Genomic DNA, 19,107 nt, shown 5'->3' with positions numbered 1-19,107 from the left:
GACCACGGCAAGCCCGAATGGCCCGGCCACGGAGACCACGGCAAGCCCGAATGGCCCGGCCACGGAGACCACGGCAAGCCCGAATGGCCCGGCCACGGGCACCCAGAGGGTCCCGGCCACGGTCAGCCCAAGCCCGGCTACGGGGAGGGCGACGACTGGAACGAGTGACCCACTCCGTACGCGGAGCGGATTGAAGACGGTGAGCCGCGCGTAGCTCCGACGGCCTGAATAACCCGGGCAGTCACACGCGGCACACGCGTAGGACGGGTGGCGCGCGGCGGATCGTCCTCGGTTCGGCGCGCGCCGCCCGCGCAAGCCGGAAGGAGCGGACAGATGAGCAGTCGGGATGGGAAGGCCGGGTGGGGTCGTGCCGGGTGGCGTCGCGTCAACGGACGTGGAGGAGAGGGAGCACTCAGGAGCCGGGCCGACGACAGGGGGCTCCGACAGCGGTCCGGAGTCGCACTCGGGTGAATCCGGGCCGCGCCGCCCACTGGGAGTCGGAACAGGCGCCTTCGTCGTCCTGTGTCTGGCGACGACGCTGATCCACGTTCTCGTGATCTTCCTGCACGTGGCGCCGGCGAACGCCGTCTCACAGCTGTACAGCGGGCCGATCAACGCGTGGGTCTATCCGCTCTTCGAGCAGAACTGGCGCCTCTTCGCCCCGGATCCGGAGTCGGCGAACCGACAGATTTCGGTGAGGACCAGCCGCACCGCCCCTGACGGCAGCGTGCGGGTGAGCGGCTGGTTCGACCTGAGCGCCCTGGACGGCTCCGCCGTCGAGCACGCCCCCTTCCCCAGCCACACGGCGCAGAACACGCTGCGCCGGGCCTGGAGTTCCTACCTCGAAGCGTTCGGCGGTGACGACGAGCCGCATTCGGAGCGGGCCGTGATGATGCGGACGTACCTGCGCAACATCGCGGCGGACCGAGTCGCCGCGCATCGGCGCGGCTCCTTCGACTCCATCCAGCTGCGGGTGATCACGCTCCCCGTCGCTGCTCCGGAGGCATCGGGCGCCACCCGCCGGGCGGCGCCCATCGACACCCGTTACCTGCCTTGGTGGAAGGTGGCTCCCCATGGAACAGACTGAGCCGGCACCGGCAGCAGCCGTGCCCGCCCGACCTGCGGGGCAGAGCATGCTCGACCGCATGGGCACGCTCCTTGCCCTGCTGATCGAGCGGCCGGTCTCCCTGTACGCCGCGGCGGTCCTGCGCATCGGGTACGGGCTGCTCTACCTCGTCTTCCTGCTGCGCGAGTTTCCGCACCGCGACGAGATCTGGGGTCCTGGGGCGCCGTGGACGCCTGCGCTGGCGCGGCAGCTGTTCGACCAGACCGGTTGGTTCAGCATCCTCACTCTGTCCGACAGCCGGACGTACTTCGAGGCCTGTTACGCGTCGGCCGTCGTGACGTCCGCACTGTTCATGCTGGGGTGGCGGACCAGAGCGGTGTCCGTGCTGTTCGCGATCGCAGTGGCGTCGTTCCACGCCCGAGCGATCTTCATGACGGACGGAGGCGACAGCCTCTTCCTCCTCATGGCCGTGTACCTCGTCTTCACCGCCTGCGGCCGCCGCTGGTCCCTGGACGCGCGCAAGAAGACGAGTCCGGCGGGGGACGGGAGCCGGCACCGGCGCCGGTTGCGCGAGTTCCGCGACACCGCGAGCAGCGTGCTGCACAACTGCGGCATGTTCGTCATCGCCGCCCAGGTCTGCTTCCTCTACGGATGCGCGGGCCTGTACAAGGTGCAGGGCGGCTCCTGGGGGAACGGGACCGCCCTCCACTACGTGCTGAACCTCGACCTCTTCCGGCCGTGGCCCGCGCTGTCCCTCCTGTTGGACGAACACCCGGTCGGGCTCGCCATCGCCGGCTACCTGACGGTGCTGCTGCAGGTCGCGTTCCCGTTCGTCCTGTTCGGCAGGCTCAAGTACCCCGTCCTGATCATGCTGGTGAGCCTGCACCTCTCCATCGCGGTCCTCTTGGGGCTTCCGATCTTCTCCGGAGTGATGGTCGTCGCGGATGCCGTGTTCCTTCCGGACCGCTTCTACCGGTCCGTGGGGCGTCTGTGTTCACGGTCTTCCCGGCCGCCGGGCTCAGGGAAGACGCGGGCTCCGGTACGGGGAGAACCCCCACTCCTGCCTGAGCAGGCGCCGCCTCCGACGCTGCCACACGGGGGAGCGTCATCCGGGTGCCTCGCTTCGCAGTCGACATGATGCAGACCGTCGCAGTGCGTGTCAGCGTGATCCGAGAGGAATCCGTACCCCACGCATCAAGAGGAGTCGCCGTCATGGACGGTAGGCAGGACAAGCGTCAGCAGCCGGGCAAGGGCCGTGAGGCGCAGGAACACCATCGCCCGGGAGACCCCGCGCAGCCCCAGCCCGGCAAGTCGTCCCGCGAGAGGGGACAGAAGCCCGGCCAGGAGGAGTCCTCGCGCCGCCGCGAGGACGACCTGCTGCGCGAAGAGGACTTGCACGACGAGGGGCTCTGACCGGCGCACTGCTCGCCCCCGCCCGGAGCCCGGCCGGTTCACCGTCACTCCGGCCGGGCTCCGTTCCCCGGCTCCGAAGAAGACCGGCCCGCGCGACACGCCGGCACCGCGCTGTGGTCGCGGCGACCCTCCGCGGGCGAAAGACCTGCCGCGGCGGTCCGGCCCGGTTTCCCTGTAGGCCGTTGGGGCGAAGCCTCCGGCCGACGGGATTCCGGGCCGGGCCCGACGGGGGAGACCCCACTTCGTGGCAAACCATGGAGCGGGAAACGTCATTCCGTACGAGGTACAGGGCAGCGGTCCGGAGCGGGTCATCGCCCTCCACCACTGGCTCAGCGACAGGTCGAGTTTCGGCCCTCTGCGGCAGCACCTGGACGGAGGCGCGTTCAGCTACGCGTTCGTGGACTGCCGTGGGTACGGCGAGGCGATGGACACCCCCGGTACGTACACGATGGAGGAAATCGCGGCGGACGCCCTCGCCGTGGCCGACGACCTCGGCTGGGACGCCTTCTCGGTCATCGGTCACTCCATGGGAGGCAAGGCGGCCCAGCAGCTGTTGCTGGACGCCCCCTCACGGATCCGCTCGATCATCGGCATCTCGCCCGTGCCCGCGTCCGGGTTCCCGCTCGAAGGGGAGATGTGGGAGCTGTTCGCCGGGGCCGTGGCGGATTCCGGCAACCGCAGGACGATCTTCGACGCCCTCACCGGCAGTCGGCACGACGACGCGTGGCTGGACGCCAGGGTGAACGGCTCGGAACGCTCCTCGCAGGCGGCCCTGCGCTCGTACCTCGAATCCTGGACGCGCGGCCCCGATATCCACGAGCTGGTCAAGGGAAACGCGACGCCAGTGCTCGTAGTGGCCGGTGCGAGCGACCCGGCGATGAGCCCCGACACCATGCGATCCACGTGGCTGCAGTGGTATCCGAACGCCGAGCTCGAGGTCTTCGACGACGCCGGTCACTTCGCCCCCGACGAAAGTCCGCAGGCCCTGGCGACGGTGGTCGAAAGGTTCCTCGGCCGCTTGGGAACCGGCCTGTGAGGGCCTTCCGGCGGCGTGACCTCGGCGTCCCGCGGCCTCCGAGGTCACCGGCCGGAGGTCACCGGAGCGGGCGGTGGTGGGCGGAGCGGCGGGTGCGCAGGGCCAGGTAGAGGAGGTCTGCCACGAGCACCGCGATGCCGATGAAGAGCAGGAAGAGGAGTCCGTCGGCGACGGCGCCGATGAGGCCCAGGATGATCGCGACGATGATCAGGGCGAGGAAGAGTGTCATGGGGGCCGCCTCCCGGGCGTCGGGGTTCAGCGTCGGGCCAGTTGGCGCTCGCCGTTCGCACCGGGTTCGTAGGCGAGGCCGTAGTGGCGGAAGACGGCTTCCTCGTCCTCGAAGGGCAGGACACCGTCCGTGCCGATGGAGGGGCTCCGTTTCACCAGTTTCCTGTCGTGGGCCACCCGCACGTACCCGGGCCCGACCGTCGCCCCCTCCAGGGGGACGAACACCAGGCGGTGGCGGGTGGGCAGGCCGACGCGGACCGTGGCCATGGCCGGTTCGTCGGTACTGGTGTCGACGTAGACGGATTCCAGTTCGCCGATCTTGTGGCCGTCGGGGTCCACCACGTCCTGGTCGCGCCACTCGCGGATGTCCGCCATCTGGATCATGTCGCTCCTCCCTGTTCGGGCGTGGGTGGGGGAAGTGGGGCGACGAGGAGCTCGGTGGCCTGGGTGATGTTGTCGGCGTGGACCGCGCGGGCCATGGCCGTACGGGCGGCGTCGGGCTCCGTGTCCGGCGGCACCACCATCAGCGCGAAGTGGTCCTTGTCGCCGCGGGTGATCAGGACGGTGTCGTCGCCGACGGGGAACGAGTCGAGGTGGACGACCCGGTCGTCGATGACCAGCCGGGTCGGAATCCCGTCCCACGCGGTGGCGTCCAGGCCGACCCGGGTGATGGGGCCGAGGTGCTCGGTCAGCACGGACACCAGCGCGGGAACCTCCTGCTCCACGTCTCGGGTGCGCGGCCACCATGCCCCGTCGAGGACGCCCTGCCGGGAGTGCGTCGTCTCCAGCCGGAGCAGCGCCGTACCGGGGCGCACCGCCTGGTGGATCTCGTCCGGCAAGAGCAACGGGGGCGGGATGTCGGAGTCGGTCATGATGGATCCGCTCGTCTACGGGTGAGGTGCCGCGGCCCGTCACGGCCGCGCCCGGGGGGCGACAGGCCGCCGGCGGGGCGACCGTGCCGTCATTTCACGGTAACCCCTGCTCCCGCGTGTCCGCCCGTCGCCGCACACGGGTCCGCACGAACCGGAAGTACCTCCCCGTATCAGACCGGAAACGGACTGATCAGACGTACCCTGGAAGTACCGGAAGTACTTCGAGCACCAGCTTCCACGCAGGTGTCATTTCCGGGGAACACGAAAAACCGGGCTGCCGGCGGGCGGTCCGGGGGCAGGTCCGCCATGACCACCACCCTCGACAGGACAGCGAACCGCGCCCTCACCCCAGGACTCCCGGCCCGCTTGTCGCTCACCCCCAAGACCACACTCGCCGGTCGGCTCGACGGTGCCTGGTGGCCCCGTTCACGCGACCTGACAGCCGAGCTGCCGGCGCTGGCCGAAGCCCTCGAAGGACGCTGGGGCCGCATCACCCGCGTCCTGGTGAACCCCGAGCACTGGCCCGTCGTCCCGCACAAGGTCGCCGCCACCGGCCACGTCCTGCACGTGGGCTGGTTCACCGAGCAGGACCCGGACAAGGTCATCCTGCTGTCCTACACGACCGGCCGCTGCGACTTGCTCGTGATACCCCCCGAGACCGAACCCGCCTCCGCGGCCCGGCTGATGACCGCCGCCGCCCTCCCCGGCAGCGTCCTCACCGCGGGCTCGCTGATGTCCGGCGAGGCCGTGGCCGACCGCCGCATGCGGGAGGCACGGAGCAGCGAAGACGCCTGGGACGCCGAGGGCGGGGCCGCCCCGGCGCTCCGGCCGCACCCAGCGGCGCACCCCGTCGTCGGCGCGCGGATGATCGCGCTGCCGGGACACACCGGGAGGTGAGGACATGGAGACCGCGATCACGCTCCTGGCAGCCGGACTCCTGATCGCGCTCGGCACACGCCTGATCCACCGGCTCAACGCCGAGCACGACGCACGCATAGCGGCCCACCACTTCGGCGACCCCTACCCCTCCCTCAGCCGTCCCCCCGGCCACAGCCACCCCAGGCCGCCCGAACGGATCGCCCATCGCCGGCCTGCGGGCACCTGGCCCTGACCGCAGACCGCTCCTCCGGCCGAAGGCCGCGGGTGGGGCACCCGGCACCAGGGACACCCCGCCCGCCGGCCCCTCGCCTTCGTCCCGACCGGAGCACGCCGCCTTGCACCCCACCGAGGAACCCTGACCGGCCACGAACGGCCACCACACGACGACAGGACCACGCGGCCATGGCGACCATCCACGAGCGGCAGCGGTACCGCCGGCAGATCCTCCAGGCCCTCTACACGGCCGCCGAAGGCAACCGCCTGCTCGGCATCACCGGAGCCGCGCTCAGCCACGACCTGCGCATCCCGGAGCAGGACCTCGCCGCCGCCTGCTCCTACCTCGCGGGCGAGGGACTGGTCACCGTCGACTGGGAACCGGGCAACACGCCCGCGATGGTCTCGCTCACCCACCAGGGCATCCGCCTCATGGAAGCGGAGGAGGAGGAAGAGGGCGACTGAGCAGGTTCGCCTCCGGACCCGGCGGGCCCGGAAGGGCTCGGAAGGGGAGACCCGGCCACCTGCGACCGGTGTCCCCGCACGGTGGCCGGGTGGCGTGTCCTGCCGCCGGGAAGCATCCTGGAGGCCACATCTCTGGTGCGGGCCGCTCCGGTACCCGGTCGCCGCGCGGCCTCGGCAGCCGGCCCCGTACGGCAGGACCGGACGAGGTCATCGCCGCTCGGTTGGAGGCAACGGGATGGCCGTCGGACGGCTCGGGGAACCCGATCGCTCGGAGAGCTTCGGGGAGGGGCTCCTGGGAACGATCCTGGACCGGGCGCACGAGCTGCCGCCCGACCGGATCGGGCTGGTCGTCGCCGAGACGGTGGGCCGGCTGGGCGGCAGGAATCCGCAGATCCTGCTCCAGGACTACGGGCAGCAGAGGCTGGTTCCCCTGCTCGCCGAAGGGCTGACGGGAGGCGAGCCGCTGTCCATCGACGGCTCGGAGGCCGGCCGGTGTTTCCTCACCTCCCGCCCGGTCGAGACGGCGCTGGCCGACGGGGTACGCGTCCACCTACCGCTGCTCGACGGCGGCGACCAGGCCGGCGTCCTGGCCGTCACCCTGGACGCGGTCGACGAGGACGACCGCCGCATCCTGCGCAGGATCGCGGGGCTGGTCGCCGACCTCCTGCAGACGAAGAACGGCCACACCGACCTCTTCTTCCGTACCCGACGCAGGGAGCCGATGAGCGTCGCCGCGGAGATCCAGTGGTCGCTCCTGCCACCGCTGACCATGACCATGCCGCGCGTCGCCGTCGCCGGAGTCCTCGAACCCGCCTACGACGTCGCCGGCGACAGCTTCGACTACGCCCTGAACGGCGACACCCTCCACCTCGCCATGATCGACGCCATGGGCCACGGCCTGGACGCGGCCACCATGGCGACCGTGGCCATCGGCGCGTACCGGCACGCCCGCCGCATCAGCGTCGAGCTGTCCGAGATCTACCTCTTCATGGACTGGGCGGTGACCGAGCAGTTCGCCCCCGACCACTTCGTCACCGCGCAGATGATGCGGCTGGACACGGCCACCGGCCGTCTCCAGTGGGTCAACGCGGGACACCCCGCCCCCGTCCTGATCCGCGAGCACCGTGTCCTGGGCCGCCTGGACAGCCCCACCACCCTCCCCGTCGGCTTCGGAGGAGCACAGCCACAGGTCAGCAGTGTGACGCTCGAACCGGGGGACCGCGTCCTCTGCTTCACCGACGGCCTGATCGAGGAGCACGAGAGCGGGCAGGAGCAGTTCGGCGAGGACCAGCTGATCGACTGGGTGAACCAGCTGGAGAAGGCGGACCGAGGAGTCCGAGCGGTGGCACGGGACCTGTCCCACACGCTCAAGCGGGCACGCGGCGAGGCCACCTCGGACGACGCCACTCTCGTCCTGGTCGAGTGGCGCGGCTGATCCGCCGCCGTGCCACAACGTGCCAGGAGGGGCGCTGAAGCAGCGGTCGGCGACTCGCGCCCCTCGTGCTGTCCCGCCCTCAGCCGGTGACGGGGAAGGCCTCCACGGAGCTCAGGGCGGTGCGTTCCTCGTCCGGGGTGAGGCCGGCGCCGGCGATGGCGTAGACGCAGGTGTGCTTGGGGCTTCGGGTGGACCTGGGGCAGGGTGCGGTGGCAGACGCCAGTTCGAAGCGGGCGGTGGACAGTTCGGGCAGCGGCTTCCAGGAGTTCGCGGCCGGGCTGAAGACCTCGGCCGTCTTCAGGGTGAGGGCGGTGAAGTTGAAGCCGGCGACCGCGTACACGCAGGACTTCTTCGGGTGTCTGGTGTCAGTCGTCTGACACGGTGCGGCCGATGCGGCCAGGGCGACGCGGGGGCTGCCGAGCGAGGCCACCGGGCGCCAGGTGTTCGTGGCCGGGCTGTACGCCTCCGCCGTGTCGAGGACGCTGCCACTGCCGAGGTCGAAGCCGCCGACGGCGTACACGCACAGGCCGCGCAGTCCCTCGACGCCCTGGGGGCAGGGCGCGGCCGCCGCCCCGGGGGCGTCGCGGGAGATGCTGAGCGGGGGCAGTGCCCGCCACGTGTTCGTCGCGGGGCTGTAGGCCTCCACGGTGGTGCTGAAACTGCCTCCGACGGCGTACACGCACAGGCCGCGCAGTCCCTCGACGCCCTGGGGGCAGGGCGCGGTGGCCGCTGCCGCGAACCTGCGTGCCGTGGGCAGGCCGGGCAGCTTCCGCCAGGTGTTGGTGGCGGGGCTGTACGCCTCCACCGCGTCCACGGCGTCGGTCGTGCGCCCACCGACGGCGTACACGCACGTACCCTCAAGCCCTTCCACGTCCTCCGGGCACGGAGCGGTCGCCCCCGCCACCGCCGAGCGGGGAGTGGGCAGGTCCGGCAGCGTCCGCCAGGTGTTCGTGGCCGGGCTGTACGCCTGCACCGTGCCCAGGCTGGGTGACGCGTCGTTGCGGCCGCCGATGGCATACACGCAGGTGCCCTTGAGCCCTTCCACGTCCTTGGGGCAGGGTGCGCTCGCCCCCGCGAGCGCGAAGCGGGCCGTGGGCAGGTCGGGCACCTTCAGCCAGGCGCCCTGGGCGCTCGCGGACGTCGTCGTCAGGGCGAGCAGTGGTACCGACAACGCGACGAGCAGCATCCGGACCCGCGTTCTGCACCGGCGATCACCATGCATGGAGCGCCTCCGATCCATATACCAGGGGACTTTTCATCCGAACCTGGCATCGGTACGGCCCGGCCGCACCCGTAGCTGGGGCAAACGGCCGAGCCCGCAGGGCTCATCGGGCGTGGCGCGTCAGCTGGTGGAGCGCCCATGCGGCGAACGCGCCCGCTGCCGCCGCGCTGCCGTAGCGGGTCAGGGGGTCGCGCCCCTCGCCGCCCGGCCGCATTGCCCCCGTGGTGTCCCGCCCGGCGAAGACACGGAGCGCGGAGCGCGCCTCGTCCAGGGCGCTGTCGCCCACCGCCATCAGCTCCAGGCCTCGCCGTGCCGCCTGCTCGGGCGAGAGGTACTTCCGCGCGAGCTCGCCCATGACGTCCATCAGCGTTTCCCGGAACACTTCCGCGGCCGCCAGGTTCGGGGCGATGGCCCGCACCGTGCCCTCGACGTTGGCCATGGACTTGCCCAGGATCCCGATCGTGGGGCTGGTACGGATCCCGCGCTGGGCGGCGCACCGGAGGACCGTGGACAGGGCCGAGCCGAAGTTCATGCCGTCGAGTCGGCTGGCGGCCAGCCGCGGCACCACGCGCGTCAGATCATCCCGGAATCCGGGCAGGTCGGTGCGCGGGGTCGACCGGCCGAGTTCGAGCCAGGCGGCGGCCAGGCCGCGCGCGTCGTTCTGGGCGATGCTGGTGAACGCGAGCGCTCCCAGCATCCCGGTGTGGCGGTCGATGCGGCCGGCCATCCCCCAGTCGATGAGGGTCGCCCCCGTCTCGGGGTGCAGGAACACGTTGCCCGGATGGGGATCGGCGTGGAAGAAGTGTTCGACGAAGTACCCCCGGTACATGTACGTGAGCAGCTCGGCGCCCACCCGCTCGCGCTGCTCCTCGCACAGGTCGTCCGCGGCCCCGGCGCTGAGCGCCCGGCCGGGCGCGACGCTCTGGATCAGCACCCGCCGTCCGGCCTGCCGTACCGCGGGGACCGTGAGGTACCGGAAGCCCTCGGCCGCCCGGCGGCCGTCTTCCATGTGCGCGGCCTCGGAGGTGAAGTCGAGCTCCGGACGCATGCAGTCGAAGATCCCTTGCAGGACCGCGTCGAGGTCCAGCACCTCGGCGAGCCGGGGGGCCGCGCGCCCCGTCAGCCGGGCCGCTCGGCTCAGCGCCGCCATGTCCGCCCGCATCCGGCCCTCGGCCCCGGGCCGCTGTACCTTCAGCACCGCGTGGCTGCCGTCGTGCAGCACCACGGGATACACCTGGGCCAGCGACGCCGAGCCGCAGGGCAGGCCGCTGTCGACCTCGCGGAACAGCTTCCGCCACGTGCGCCCCAGCTCCGCCTCCAGTACCGGCTCGAAAGCGGAGAACGGCACGGCCGTCACCGTGCCCTGCAGTCGTTCCAGCTCCGTCACCAGGAAGCCGGAGACGAGGTCCGGCCGGGTGGCGAGCACCTGGCCGACCTTGATGTAGAAGGGCCCCAGCGCCTCCATCGTCTTCCGGATCCGGCGCGCCCGGTAGCGTTGCACGTCCGTTCCGCGCTCGGCCCTGTCGGCGCCTCCCTGGGCCGTGAGCACGTCCTGCGCGAGCAGTCCGGCGAGCCGGGCCACCCCAACCCCTCGCACCGCTTCCATGACGACGGCCACCGACTCAGGACCGCCCCAGCAGCTGGGTGCCGGACACGCGGGATTCCCGGGCCATGAAGAACGCGGTGAAACCGTCGAGGAATTCGGGCAGCGTGATCGTGCCGTCCTTGTCGACGTCGAGTTCGTCGAAGCCGCGGTCGAGGTCACCGGGGTCGACACGGCCACCCGCGAACACCGTGCGGTACTCGTGCCGCTCGATCGTCCCGCTGCCATCGGTGTCCACTGCCTCGAACATGGCGCGCACGGCCCGGTGTACGCCGTCGCGCACATATCCGGGGTCCGCGTCGCAGTTGCGGAGCATGGCGGTGACCCACTCGTCCTTGCCGATGCCTCCGTCGCCGTCCGTGTCCATGGTGGAGCGCATGTGCTCCCACCATCCGGTGAATCCGGCGTACACCGTGTCTTCCTGCTCCTGGGAGAGCTCCAGCTGCCAGCACAGGGCGCGAGCCATCGCCTGGAGGTCGAGGGCGTCGATCCGGCCGTCGCCGGTCTGGTCGAGCACCTGGGAGAAGAAGCGCCCCAAACGGTCCGCCCTGGAGTCGTGGTCCGGCCCGCGGAAGGCCGCCGAGGCCACCGCCCGGACCAGCCCCAGGGGCCGGGCCAGCAGGCCGGCGCCGGGAAACCCCGAGCCGTCGGGGCCGGCCTCGTCCGGCCGGCCGGGGGCCCGGCCGGTCATCGCGTCGGCGGCGATCGGCATGTACCGGTTGCGCACGGGCAGCGGTTCCATCGCGACGCGCGCGGCGCGGTGCACCGTGCGCGACAGCGTGCTGTCGGCCTGACCCACGTGCAGGTGGAGGCGCTCCCGATAGGTCCGCGGCAGCTGTGCGGCCACCGCGCCGGGCATCAGCATCCCGGCGGAGGAACGCATCAGCGCCCACAGGGGCGGGCACCACTCCATCATCGACGGCGTCGCCGCGCCCCGGTACATGTCCCGCATCAGGAAACGGACCTCGGTGCTGTCCTCCAGCACCTCACGCTGCATCCGTTCGAAGTACTCCCAGAACCCGTCGACATGGGGCGGCAGCAGGTCGCGGTCCAGACCGAAGGCGCCCAGGGTGGCACACCACTCCTGGTACAGCCGCGCCTCGTAGTCGGCCGACAGCGGCCGGCCTGACAGCCGCTCCATGCTGCTCATCGCCTCGAACACGGTGCCGAGCACCCAGGCCCGTACCTCCGGCTGCTCGGCGGTGTAGGCCCGGCCGCGTTCGTCGGTGCCCTTGATGCGCCGGTGGGCGCGCAGGACGCGCTGCACCTCCTGGCTGCGCTGCGCGGGTGGGGCGTAGACGAAACGCTGGAGGCTGATCAGCGTGTGGTCGACGCGTCGCCAGGGATGGGTGCGGTACGTGGAGTGCTTCGCCAGGCCCGCACCGACCACGGGGTGAGCCGCCTGCAGGACCAGCAGGCGGGGCATCACCAGCGCCATCCGCCACTGGCCCAGCAGGCTCCAGGTCACCGAGCCGGGGCCGGGGAACCCCGCCCCGTCGATGAGGACCTCGGGCTCGGAGGCCGACAGGGGTGCGGTCATGACAGGACGCCTTCCATGGGCTGTCGCCGTGCGGCGAGGAGGACCTTGAGCGAGGGCAGGAGAGGGGTACGGACGGTGGTGCGCGTCAGGCGGGCACCGGCTCGTTCGAGCGCCCGCAGCTGGATCCGTTGCACGTCGAGGTACGCCGTCATGACGGGAGCGAACTCCGGGGGCAGGAGCCGCAGGACCTCGCGGGCCCTGCCCAGGGCCGCGCCGGCGAGTTCGAGCTGCTCGCGCAGTTGCCGGCCCGCGTGCGGCAGGCAGGGGAGGCCCGCTCGCGCGTCATCGGCGAGGTCGCCGAGGCAGTCGATGCGCTGCCCCGCGTCGGCCGCGTCGCGCAGGGCGTGGACCACCTCCGGGGTGCGGCACCCGGGGTGGACTCCGCAGAGCAGGAGCATCAGGGGGTGCGAGACGCGGTCCACATACGCCTGGAAGCCGGCCTCCGAGCCGAAGTCGCGGTAGTCGACGTCGCCGGCCATGCCCTCCACGAAGCCCGTCACCCACGCTTCGGGCAACCCGGTGCGGTCCACGGTGTGCAGCAGGGCGGCCAGCCGGGGATCCTCCGCACGCCGGTCGGCGAAAACCGCCCGTACGGTGGCCTCCCACGCACGGAAGCGCTGCGGGCGCAGGGCGACCGGCCCGCTGTCGGAGGCGAGGTCCGTGGCGTGGATGAACGCGTACACGCACAGCATGTGCGGCTGCAGCCGGGAGGGCGCCAGGAGCCGGATGGCCGCGTAGTAAGGCGGTTCGAGCCGGCGGACCTCGCGGGCCATCTCCCGGTAGGCGTTCCTCAGGGCGGCCTCGTGGGCTCCGGCACGATCCAGCACGGCCCCGTACGAGGCCAACGGCACGGGCGTCATTCAGGCCGCCCCCGCACGTCCGAAGCGGCGTTCCCGCCCGGCGTAGTCGGCCACCGCCTCCCGGAGCGCGTAGCGGTCGAAGTCCGGGAACAGGACGTCGGTGAAGTACATCTCCGCGTAAGCGCACTGCCACAGCAGGAAGTTGCTGATCCGGCGCTCGCCCGACGTACGGATGAGCAGGTCCACATCGGGTACGCCGGGCTGGTACAGCCGACTGGTCAGCGACGCGACGTCGATGCGGTCGGGGCTCAGCCGGCCGTCGGCGGCGTCCCGCGCCAACTCGGCGGCTGCCCGGAGGAGTTCGTCGCGGGCGCCGTAGTCGACGCAGAAGACGAGGTCCATGGTCCGGTTGTCCTGAGTGAGCTGTTCGAAGTCGGAGAGAGTGCGGCCGAGTGCGTCAGGGACACGGTCGCGCCTGCCGCACCACAGCGCACGGACCCCCAGGGCGTGCAGCGCAGCCTGGTGGTCGGTGACGAAGCCGCCGATGATCTCCAGAGTCCTCGCGACCTCCTCCGGATCACGTCGCCAGTTCTCCGTGGAGAACAGATAGAACGACAGGTACCGGATCCCCGCCTCCACAGCCCCCTCGATGGTGTCGACCAGGCGCGGCACGGCGGCCGCGTGCCCGTCGTTGCGGGCCAGCCCGCGACGGGCGGCCCACCGGCCGTTGCCGTCGACGATCAAGGCGACGTGTGCGGGCACCCGCTCCGGCGCCCACAGGGGCGACCGTCCCCCGGACGAATGAGGCTCTAAGGACAACGAGGCACCAGCCATGTCGTTCCACCCTCCCTTTCACCAGCCATGTCCCCCGTGTAGCGGACCTTCCCGTGTCCGCGGAGAAACGGTTTCACAGAGCGCCCGGGGACGAGCACGCCACAGATCGGGGAACCAGCCGCCACACCGCGCCTGACCTGCGCGACAGCGGCCGCACGCATCTTGCGCCGTCACTCGAAGGGGTCACATCGCGGGAAATATCTGTCCCGGCGGTCGGAGACTTTGACGAACCCCGCGGGGAGAATTTCTACGACATTTACCATCGAGCAAAAATTCGGCGCACAAGAAACGCCAAAGCGTGCTACTGTCGATCTCGGTTGCAGTTTTGGTACCCACGCTTCAAGCGCTTCGGCCGGCCTCCGGGTCACACCGACGCTTTACATTTCCGGAGCATTTTCCGGAGGGGCATCATCGCGGCGACGCGGTATCCGCAAGGTGCGGACGCCGATGTACTGCCCCAAAGGAGAAATAAAATGGCATCTGGCACCGTGAAGTGGTTCAACAGCGAAAAGGGCTTCGGCTTCATCGAGCAGGACGGTGGCGGCGCTGACGTGTTCGCCCACTTCTCGAACATCGCCTCCCAGGGCTTCCGCGAGCTGCAGGAAGGCCAGAAGGTCACCTTCGACATCGCGCAGGGCCAGAAGGGCCCGACGGCCGAGAACATCGTCACCGTCTGACGCCACGCGCACGTAGTAGCTGGGGCCCGCATCCCTCGGGGTGCGGGCCTCAGCTGCATCTTCCCGCACGAAACCCCGGCGGACACAGATATTCAGGGTTGCGGCCCCCACGGCGGTTAACTCCCCGCCGCTTTTCATGGATGAGCGTCCGATGGACGCCACTGCAGCTCAGCATCCGCGCCTGAAGGAAATCGCGCCGGCCGGATCCGCTTTCGCATTCCATTCGGCCCGTTCTCGCAATTCCCTGCGCTGTGCATCCGCTGCGGAATTCCTTGATCCGTGCCGCATCAAGGAAGGTTCTGAATGAACCGCACGCGTGTCAACACCCGTTCTCGTGCTCGTGGCCGCAACGGCTTCTCCGCTTTCGATACGGCCACCGGTCCCGAACGGGGCAGCCGCTTCGCCCCCTCCGGCCAGGGCCGTTCCGGTGGTCCGGGCCGCCCGGGTGGCTACGGCCGGCGGCCCGCAGCCGTGACGGGCGAGTTCGCCCTGCCGAAGACGATCACGCCCGCCCTGCCCGCGGTCGACGTCTTCTCCGACCTCGACATGCCGGCCGGGCTGCTGACCACCCTCCGCGCCGAAGGCGTGACGGTGCCCTTCCCGATCCAGGGTGCCACCCTGCCCAACACCCTCGCCGGGCGCGATGTGCTCGGCCGTGGACGCACCGGCTCCGGCAAGACCCTCGCCTTCGGGCTCGCGCTCCTGGCCCGGACCGCCGGGCGGCGGGCCGAACCCCGCCTGCCGCTCGCCCTGGTCCTCGTGCCCACGCGCGAGCTCGCCCAGCAGGTGACCGACGCCCTCACCCCCTACGCCCGTTCGGTGGAGCTGCGCCTGACCACGGTCGTCGGCGGCATGCCGATCGGCAGGCAGGCCGGATCGCTGCGCAAGGGCGCGGAGGTCGTCATCGCCACGCCCGGCCGGCTGAAGGACCTCATCGACCGTGGCGACTGCCGCCTCGACGAGGTGGGGATCACCGTCCTGGACGAAGCGGACCAGATGACCGACATGGGCTTCATGCCCCAGGTCACCGCGCTCCTGGACCTCGTCCGCCCCGAGGGACAGCGGATGCTCTTCTCCGCCACCCTGGACCGCAATGTCGACCTGCTGGTCCGCCGCTACCTGACCGACCCGGTCGTGCACTCGGTGGAGCCCTCGGCCGGATCGGTCGTGACGATGGAGCACCACGTGCTGCACGTCCACAGCGCCGACAAGCACCGCACGACGACGGAGATCGCGGCCCGCGACGGCAGGGTGATCATGTTCCTCGACACCAAGCACGCGGTCGACCGGCTGACCCAGGACCTGCTGAACAGCGGGGTCCGGGCCGCCGCCCTGCACGGCGGAAAGTCGCAGCCGCAGCGCACCCGGACCCTGGCGCAGTTCAAGGCGGGGCGGGTGACCGTCCTGGTCGCCACGAACGTGGCGGCGCGCGGCATCCACGTCGACAACCTCGACCTCGTCGTGAACGTCGACCCGCCGACCGACCCCAAGGACTACCTCCACCGCGGAGGCCGCACGGCCCGTGCGGGTGAGTCCGGAAGGGTCGTCACGCTCGTCACACCGGACCAGCGCCGCGACATGACCCGCCTCATGGCCGCCGCCGGCATCGCCCCCCGGACCACCCCGGTCCGCTCCGGTGACGCGGTCCTGAACCGGATCACCGGCGCCCAGGCCCCCTCGGGGATCCCCGTCACCATCCCCGTCCCCGCACCGGTCGAGGCCCGCGGCACGGCCTCCCGTGGCGCCCGGCGCTCCGCCTCGGCGGTCCGGCGCGGAAGCGTACGGCGTTCCACCCCCGACGCGGCCTGAGAAGCGCGTGATCAGAAAGCTGACCCATCTCTGCAGGAGGCACGTCGTGACACTGGTCCAGCTGCAGCCCCGCCCCACGGACACCGGCCCGGTCCACCGGACGGTGGAAGACGCGATGGATGCCGCCGGCCCCCAGGTGTGCGACGACATGACGGTCGAGGTGGCCCTGGCCGTCATGGCCGGCGCCCGCGCGGGCCATCTGCTCGTCTGCGACGAGGACGGCCTCTGCACCGGGCTGGTCACACAACCCCGACTCGCCGCCGTCCGTGAGGGCGCGGCGTACACGGACCAGGTCCGGCTCCGCGACCTGCGCACCGAACGCGGCCCGTTCACCTCGCCCTCGACCGCGATGGCCGAGGCCGAACACGCGATGCGCGAGCTCCGGCTCGACGCCCTGCCCGTCGTCGACGACCAGGGAAGCGCGCTGGGCGTCCTCGCCCTGTCCCGCTGAACCGCCCCCGTCCGACACGACCGGCCCCGTCCCCTTCCCCCCTCGTTCTGTGAGGAACCATGCGCTGTGTCATCGCCCGTTTCCCCTTCGACCTGACCAAGAACGGTGTTCTGGAGTCGATGAAGGGAGTCACCCCGGAGCCCGTGGCGGGCGAGTCCGTGATCATCGGCCGCCGCACCTATCCCGTCAAGCAAGTCGGACAGGTCATCACCCGCCAGGACCGCCGCGACTTCAGCGCGGGTGAAGTGGTCCGGGCCATGACCCGGCTCGGCTTCACCTGTCTGCCCGCGGCCGGCGCACCCGCACCGTCCGACGGCGCGCTCCAGCAGGCGGCCGCGGCGCTCGGCACCCCGAGGCTCGCCTGACGGTGCAGCACCGGCGCACACCGGCATCCTGAGCAGGTGAAAGGGCCCGACCAGTACCCACTGGTCGGGCCCTTTCGCGTACTCAGGGGCTTCGTTGCGCCTGACTCATGGCGGCACACGAGAAAACCTATCGCGGCCAAGGTAGACATTGACCGTTGATGCGGATATGGTTTCTCTCGTAGCTCAGAGAGACAGTAAGGCCTGGCAGAGGACGAACTGCCGGCAGCAGTAGGTGTAGTAGGCAAGACCCAGCAGTGAAGCAGTGAGCAGTGACTCGGTGAAGGCGTCGACTGCGGGCGCGCGCACCGGGTGTCAGGCAAGTGATCATCGAGGGAAGAACGGAGGAGCCCAGCGCCATCGGGATCGCCCGGGCGGCAGTCGAGCCCGGGTACCGCAGGACATCGACAGTGAGGTGGTCCCCGGTCAGACAACCGCGATCCCCGCGCCCCCGACAGCAACCAGGTCAGGCCCGCGGAAACAGGAAGCCGACGCCCTACCAGGGTCGGCGGATGGTGTAGTAGTTCCTTCGGGGCCCTGGTGCCGTACGGCACCAGGGCCCCTCCATGCGTTCCATGAGAGAGGTTCAATGACAGCAGACGACTCGTTCGGCCGCCTCGACGACGACGATTACCCCGCCTACACGATGGGCCGGGCCGCAGAGATGCTCGGCACCAGCCAGGGTTTCCTCCGCGCGATCGGCGAGGCACGCCTCATCACGCCGCTGCGCTCCGAGGGCGGCCACCGCCGCTACTCCCGTTATCAGCTGCGCCTCGCAGCCCGTGCCCGGGAGCTCGTCGACCAGGGCACTCCCATCGAGGCCGCCTGCCGCATCATCATCCTCGAAGACCAGCTGGAGGAAGCCCAGCGCATCAACGAGGAGTACCGCCGCGCCGCCGGAACACCGACTCCTCCGGCCTCGACCTGAAACCGCTGCGCCTGACGGCATCCCCGCGCGTTCAGCGTTCGTCTACCGATCCCCGCGAAGCTCGCCCCGCAGGGCGCCGCGCACGTGCGCGAGCGCCGGCCCAAGCGCGAGAAGGCTCACGGGGATGACCACAGCAGCGTCGGTGTCGCAGGCGACGGCGAAGGCAGGGGCGAAGGAGAGGGCGGTACGGCGGACGGCCGGCGCCCTGGCGGCGGGCGTGGTGGCGCTCGCCGGGACGCCGGCGGTCGCGGGCAGCGCGCAGGCCGCGTACGATCCGGCGATCCACACCATCTGGAACGAGCTGCGCTCGGTCGCCTTCAGCCGACCCGCGGGGAGAGGGTGTCGGCGTCGTCCATGAAGCTCAGCATGCGGGCGTTGACGACGTCGGGGTGGTCGATCTGGGGGCCGTGGCCCGTGGCCGCGACGATCTCGGCGCGGCCCCCGGGGACGAGGCGCGGTACGCGTTCCAGCTGGCGCTTCGGGTGCACCAGGAGGCTGCGCTTGCCCATGATCAGGTAGAAGGGCGTACGGATGGAGCCCAGTTCCGCGTCGGACAGCGGCAGCGGTGCGGGGCGGCGGATCCGGAAGGCCTTCACCCCGGCCTGGATCCACGTGCGCAGCTCCGGGACGACGATCACCGGCTGCTCCAGCCACTTGGCCAGGGCCGGGCGCAGCGGCTTCGGGGCGAAGGTGGCGAAGAGGCTGGCGAAGATCCAGACGAAGAAGCGCAGGCCCACCTTCTCCAGGCCTCCCGGGTCCAGGGCGGTGACCGAGGCGAGGCGGCCGGGCCGCAGGTGCGCCTGGTTGATGACCAGCCAGCCCCCGTACGAGGAGCCGACGAGGTGCACCCGGTCCAGGCCGAGGGCGTCGAGGGCCTCGTCCATCCACTGGGCGGCGCGCTCGGGCTGCCACATGGGCTCGCGCTGCACGCTGCGTCCGGGGTCGCCGGGGGTGTCGAGGGCGTAGACGGGACGTTCGGCGCTGAGGGCGTGGGTGTTGGGGTACCACATGGCGGAGCAGCCGCCGGAGCCGTGGATGAGGACGACCGGCGTACGGGACTCGGCGGCCGGGTCGGCGGGCCCGTACCGGTAGACGTGCGTGGTGCCGAAGCTGGTCTCGACGTCCGTCTCGGAGCGGATGGGGGCGCCCATCGCGTAGACGGCGTCACAGGCGGCGAAATAGCGGTCGCGGAGCTCGTCGCTGACGTAGCGCCCGATGTCGCGGCGCGTACGGGTCTTCTTCTCGGCATTCTCGGGCACGGCGGCACCTCCCCG

Annotated in this window: 24 protein-coding genes; 14 read left to right on the top strand and 10 right to left on the bottom strand. The window is 71.1% G+C overall.

The features are described from left to right. Positions 1-553 precede the first annotated feature (553 nt). The 4 genes from AB0F18_RS03125 (at position 554) to AB0F18_RS03110 (ending at position 3,515) form a co-directional block, all read left to right on the top strand. Positions 554-1,087 carry a DUF5819 family protein gene (locus AB0F18_RS03125; protein WP_362054326.1) on the top strand — a complete coding sequence of 178 codons (534 nt, stop codon included), beginning with the start codon at positions 554-556 and terminating at the stop codon, positions 1,085-1,087. Between the two features lie 46 nt (positions 1,088-1,133). After that, positions 1,134-2,204 carry an HTTM domain-containing protein gene (locus AB0F18_RS03120; protein WP_362054393.1) on the top strand — a complete coding sequence of 357 codons (1,071 nt, stop codon included), beginning with the start codon at positions 1,134-1,136 and terminating at the stop codon, positions 2,202-2,204. A 74-nt stretch (positions 2,205-2,278) separates the two neighbouring features. Next, positions 2,279-2,479: a hypothetical protein gene (locus AB0F18_RS03115; protein ID WP_362054323.1), complete on the top strand. Its 201-nt coding sequence runs from the start codon at positions 2,279-2,281 to the stop codon at positions 2,477-2,479. Between the two features lie 244 nt (positions 2,480-2,723). After that, on the top strand, positions 2,724-3,515 hold the full coding sequence (locus AB0F18_RS03110) for an alpha/beta hydrolase (RefSeq protein ID WP_362054320.1): 792 nt from the start codon (positions 2,724-2,726) through the stop codon (positions 3,513-3,515). 58 nt (positions 3,516-3,573) lie between these two features. Here the strand turns inward: AB0F18_RS03110 and AB0F18_RS03105 are convergent, their stop codons facing one another. The 3 genes from AB0F18_RS03105 to AB0F18_RS03095 are packed head-to-tail and all read right to left on the bottom strand — an operon-like array spanning position 3,574 to position 4,615. Next, positions 3,574-3,744 carry a hypothetical protein gene (locus tag AB0F18_RS03105; RefSeq protein WP_362054317.1) on the bottom strand — a complete coding sequence of 57 codons (171 nt, stop codon included), beginning with the start codon at positions 3,742-3,744 and terminating at the stop codon, positions 3,574-3,576. A gap of 26 nt (positions 3,745-3,770) precedes the next feature. Next, positions 3,771-4,127, bottom strand: a complete 357-nt coding sequence (locus AB0F18_RS03100) for a PRC-barrel domain-containing protein (protein WP_362054314.1) — start codon at positions 4,125-4,127, stop codon at positions 3,771-3,773. Further along, positions 4,124-4,615: a DUF5994 family protein gene (locus tag AB0F18_RS03095; RefSeq protein ID WP_362054311.1), complete on the bottom strand. Its 492-nt coding sequence runs from the start codon at positions 4,613-4,615 to the stop codon at positions 4,124-4,126. The genes AB0F18_RS03100 and AB0F18_RS03095 overlap by 4 nt, the downstream gene beginning before the upstream one ends. Positions 4,616-4,921: 306 nt before the next feature. Between AB0F18_RS03095 and AB0F18_RS03090 the strand changes: the two genes are divergently transcribed. From AB0F18_RS03090 to AB0F18_RS03075, 4 genes are all read left to right on the top strand, one after another. Further along, positions 4,922-5,512 carry a DUF5994 family protein gene (locus tag AB0F18_RS03090; protein WP_362054308.1) on the top strand — a complete coding sequence of 197 codons (591 nt, stop codon included), beginning with the start codon at positions 4,922-4,924 and terminating at the stop codon, positions 5,510-5,512. A 4-nt stretch (positions 5,513-5,516) separates the two neighbouring features. After that, positions 5,517-5,726 (top strand): hypothetical protein, encoded by a 210-nt coding sequence (locus AB0F18_RS03085; protein WP_362054305.1) that lies wholly within the window; start codon positions 5,517-5,519, stop codon positions 5,724-5,726. Positions 5,727-5,896: 170 nt separating this feature from the next. Further along, a complete protein-coding gene (locus AB0F18_RS03080; protein ID WP_362054302.1) occupies positions 5,897-6,172 on the top strand; it encodes a hypothetical protein in 276 nt (91 codons plus the stop codon). 235 nt (positions 6,173-6,407) lie between these two features. Next, on the top strand, positions 6,408-7,607 hold the full coding sequence (locus tag AB0F18_RS03075; RefSeq protein WP_362054300.1) for a GAF domain-containing SpoIIE family protein phosphatase: 1,200 nt from the start codon (positions 6,408-6,410) through the stop codon (positions 7,605-7,607). Between the two features lie 79 nt (positions 7,608-7,686). Here the strand turns inward: AB0F18_RS03075 and AB0F18_RS03070 are convergent, their stop codons facing one another. From AB0F18_RS03070 to uppS, 5 genes are all read right to left on the bottom strand, one after another. Next, entirely contained in the window at positions 7,687-8,778 is a 1,092-nt protein-coding gene (locus tag AB0F18_RS03070; RefSeq protein ID WP_362054297.1) for a kelch repeat-containing protein, read from the bottom strand. 154 nt (positions 8,779-8,932) lie between these two features. Next, positions 8,933-10,411 carry an AarF/UbiB family protein gene (locus tag AB0F18_RS03065; protein WP_362054294.1) on the bottom strand — a complete coding sequence of 493 codons (1,479 nt, stop codon included), beginning with the start codon at positions 10,409-10,411 and terminating at the stop codon, positions 8,933-8,935. Between the two features lie 40 nt (positions 10,412-10,451). Continuing rightward, the gene (locus AB0F18_RS03060) at positions 10,452-11,972 is read right to left on the bottom strand and encodes an oxygenase MpaB family protein (RefSeq protein ID WP_362054291.1); all 1,521 of its coding nucleotides are present in this window, start codon (positions 11,970-11,972) and stop codon (positions 10,452-10,454) included. Continuing rightward, positions 11,969-12,832, bottom strand: coding sequence for a squalene/phytoene synthase family protein (locus tag AB0F18_RS03055; protein WP_362054288.1), 864 nt, complete (start codon positions 12,830-12,832; stop codon positions 11,969-11,971). Before AB0F18_RS03055 ends, AB0F18_RS03060 begins: the two co-directional genes overlap by 4 nt. Next, the gene (gene uppS / locus AB0F18_RS03050; RefSeq protein ID WP_362054285.1) at positions 12,833-13,534 is read right to left on the bottom strand and encodes a polyprenyl diphosphate synthase; all 702 of its coding nucleotides are present in this window, start codon (positions 13,532-13,534) and stop codon (positions 12,833-12,835) included. 545 nt (positions 13,535-14,079) lie between these two features. On the opposite strand from uppS, the gene AB0F18_RS03045 reads away from it, so the two are divergent. From AB0F18_RS03045 to AB0F18_RS03020, 6 genes are all read left to right on the top strand, one after another. Further along, a complete protein-coding gene (locus AB0F18_RS03045; protein ID WP_362054282.1) occupies positions 14,080-14,283 on the top strand; it encodes a cold-shock protein in 204 nt (67 codons plus the stop codon). Between the two features lie 151 nt (positions 14,284-14,434). Next, positions 14,435-14,590 carry a hypothetical protein gene (locus tag AB0F18_RS03040; protein WP_362054279.1) on the top strand — a complete coding sequence of 52 codons (156 nt, stop codon included), beginning with the start codon at positions 14,435-14,437 and terminating at the stop codon, positions 14,588-14,590. Further along, positions 14,587-16,092, top strand: a complete 1,506-nt coding sequence (locus AB0F18_RS03035) for a DEAD/DEAH box helicase (protein WP_362054276.1) — start codon at positions 14,587-14,589, stop codon at positions 16,090-16,092. The genes AB0F18_RS03040 and AB0F18_RS03035 overlap by 4 nt, the downstream gene beginning before the upstream one ends. A gap of 46 nt (positions 16,093-16,138) precedes the next feature. Beyond that, positions 16,139-16,543 carry a CBS domain-containing protein gene (locus AB0F18_RS03030; RefSeq protein WP_362054273.1) on the top strand — a complete coding sequence of 135 codons (405 nt, stop codon included), beginning with the start codon at positions 16,139-16,141 and terminating at the stop codon, positions 16,541-16,543. Between the two features lie 59 nt (positions 16,544-16,602). Beyond that, on the top strand, positions 16,603-16,908 hold the full coding sequence (locus AB0F18_RS03025; RefSeq protein WP_362054270.1) for an SCO5918 family protein: 306 nt from the start codon (positions 16,603-16,605) through the stop codon (positions 16,906-16,908). A gap of 586 nt (positions 16,909-17,494) precedes the next feature. Further along, the gene (locus tag AB0F18_RS03020) at positions 17,495-17,833 is read left to right on the top strand and encodes a MerR family transcriptional regulator (RefSeq protein ID WP_362054267.1); all 339 of its coding nucleotides are present in this window, start codon (positions 17,495-17,497) and stop codon (positions 17,831-17,833) included. Between the two features lie 42 nt (positions 17,834-17,875). Here AB0F18_RS03020 and AB0F18_RS03015 read toward each other — a convergent pair whose 3' ends face one another. Beyond that, positions 17,876-18,124, bottom strand: a complete 249-nt coding sequence (locus AB0F18_RS03015; protein ID WP_362054264.1) for a hypothetical protein — start codon at positions 18,122-18,124, stop codon at positions 17,876-17,878. 26 nt (positions 18,125-18,150) lie between these two features. Further along, entirely contained in the window at positions 18,151-19,092 is a 942-nt protein-coding gene (locus AB0F18_RS03010) for an alpha/beta hydrolase (protein ID WP_362054261.1), read from the bottom strand. Positions 19,093-19,107 lie beyond the last annotated feature (15 nt).

It is taken from the genome of Streptomyces sp. NPDC029216 (assembly GCF_040648015.1).
Lineage (GTDB): Bacteria > Actinomycetota > Actinomycetes > Streptomycetales > Streptomycetaceae > Streptomyces.
The sequence above is the reverse complement of the archived record's forward strand: the minus strand, read 5'-3'. Positions and strand labels throughout refer to the sequence as shown.

What these genes read in the sequence shown, in the direction of transcription:
- AB0F18_RS03100 (WP_362054314.1), bottom strand. Translation starts at nt 4,127, where the DNA reads ATGATCCAGATGGCGGACATCCGCGAGTGGCGCGACCAGGACGTGGTG.
- AB0F18_RS03090 (WP_362054308.1), top strand. Translation starts at nt 4,922, where the DNA reads ATGACCACCACCCTCGACAGGACAGCGAACCGCGCCCTCACCCCAGGA.
- AB0F18_RS03080 (WP_362054302.1), top strand. Translation starts at nt 5,897, where the DNA reads ATGGCGACCATCCACGAGCGGCAGCGGTACCGCCGGCAGATCCTCCAG.
- AB0F18_RS03120 (WP_362054393.1), top strand. Translation starts at nt 1,134, where the DNA reads ATGCTCGACCGCATGGGCACGCTCCTTGCCCTGCTGATCGAGCGGCCG.
- AB0F18_RS03015 (WP_362054264.1), bottom strand. Translation starts at nt 18,124, where the DNA reads ATGGTGTGGATCGCCGGATCGTACGCGGCCTGCGCGCTGCCCGCGACC.
- AB0F18_RS03105 (WP_362054317.1), bottom strand. Translation starts at nt 3,744, where the DNA reads ATGACACTCTTCCTCGCCCTGATCATCGTCGCGATCATCCTGGGCCTC.
- AB0F18_RS03095 (WP_362054311.1), bottom strand. Translation starts at nt 4,615, where the DNA reads ATGACCGACTCCGACATCCCGCCCCCGTTGCTCTTGCCGGACGAGATC.
- AB0F18_RS03035 (WP_362054276.1), top strand. Translation starts at nt 14,587, where the DNA reads ATGAACCGCACGCGTGTCAACACCCGTTCTCGTGCTCGTGGCCGCAAC.
- AB0F18_RS03045 (WP_362054282.1), top strand. Translation starts at nt 14,080, where the DNA reads ATGGCATCTGGCACCGTGAAGTGGTTCAACAGCGAAAAGGGCTTCGGC.
- AB0F18_RS03075 (WP_362054300.1), top strand. Translation starts at nt 6,408, where the DNA reads ATGGCCGTCGGACGGCTCGGGGAACCCGATCGCTCGGAGAGCTTCGGG.
- AB0F18_RS03085 (WP_362054305.1), top strand. Translation starts at nt 5,517, where the DNA reads ATGGAGACCGCGATCACGCTCCTGGCAGCCGGACTCCTGATCGCGCTC.
- AB0F18_RS03020 (WP_362054267.1), top strand. Translation starts at nt 17,495, where the DNA reads ATGACAGCAGACGACTCGTTCGGCCGCCTCGACGACGACGATTACCCC.
- AB0F18_RS03115 (WP_362054323.1), top strand. Translation starts at nt 2,279, where the DNA reads ATGGACGGTAGGCAGGACAAGCGTCAGCAGCCGGGCAAGGGCCGTGAG.
- AB0F18_RS03025 (WP_362054270.1), top strand. Translation starts at nt 16,603, where the DNA reads ATGCGCTGTGTCATCGCCCGTTTCCCCTTCGACCTGACCAAGAACGGT.
- AB0F18_RS03060 (WP_362054291.1), bottom strand. Translation starts at nt 11,972, where the DNA reads ATGACCGCACCCCTGTCGGCCTCCGAGCCCGAGGTCCTCATCGACGGG.
- AB0F18_RS03040 (WP_362054279.1), top strand. Translation starts at nt 14,435, where the DNA reads ATGGACGCCACTGCAGCTCAGCATCCGCGCCTGAAGGAAATCGCGCCG.
- AB0F18_RS03055 (WP_362054288.1), bottom strand. Translation starts at nt 12,832, where the DNA reads ATGACGCCCGTGCCGTTGGCCTCGTACGGGGCCGTGCTGGATCGTGCC.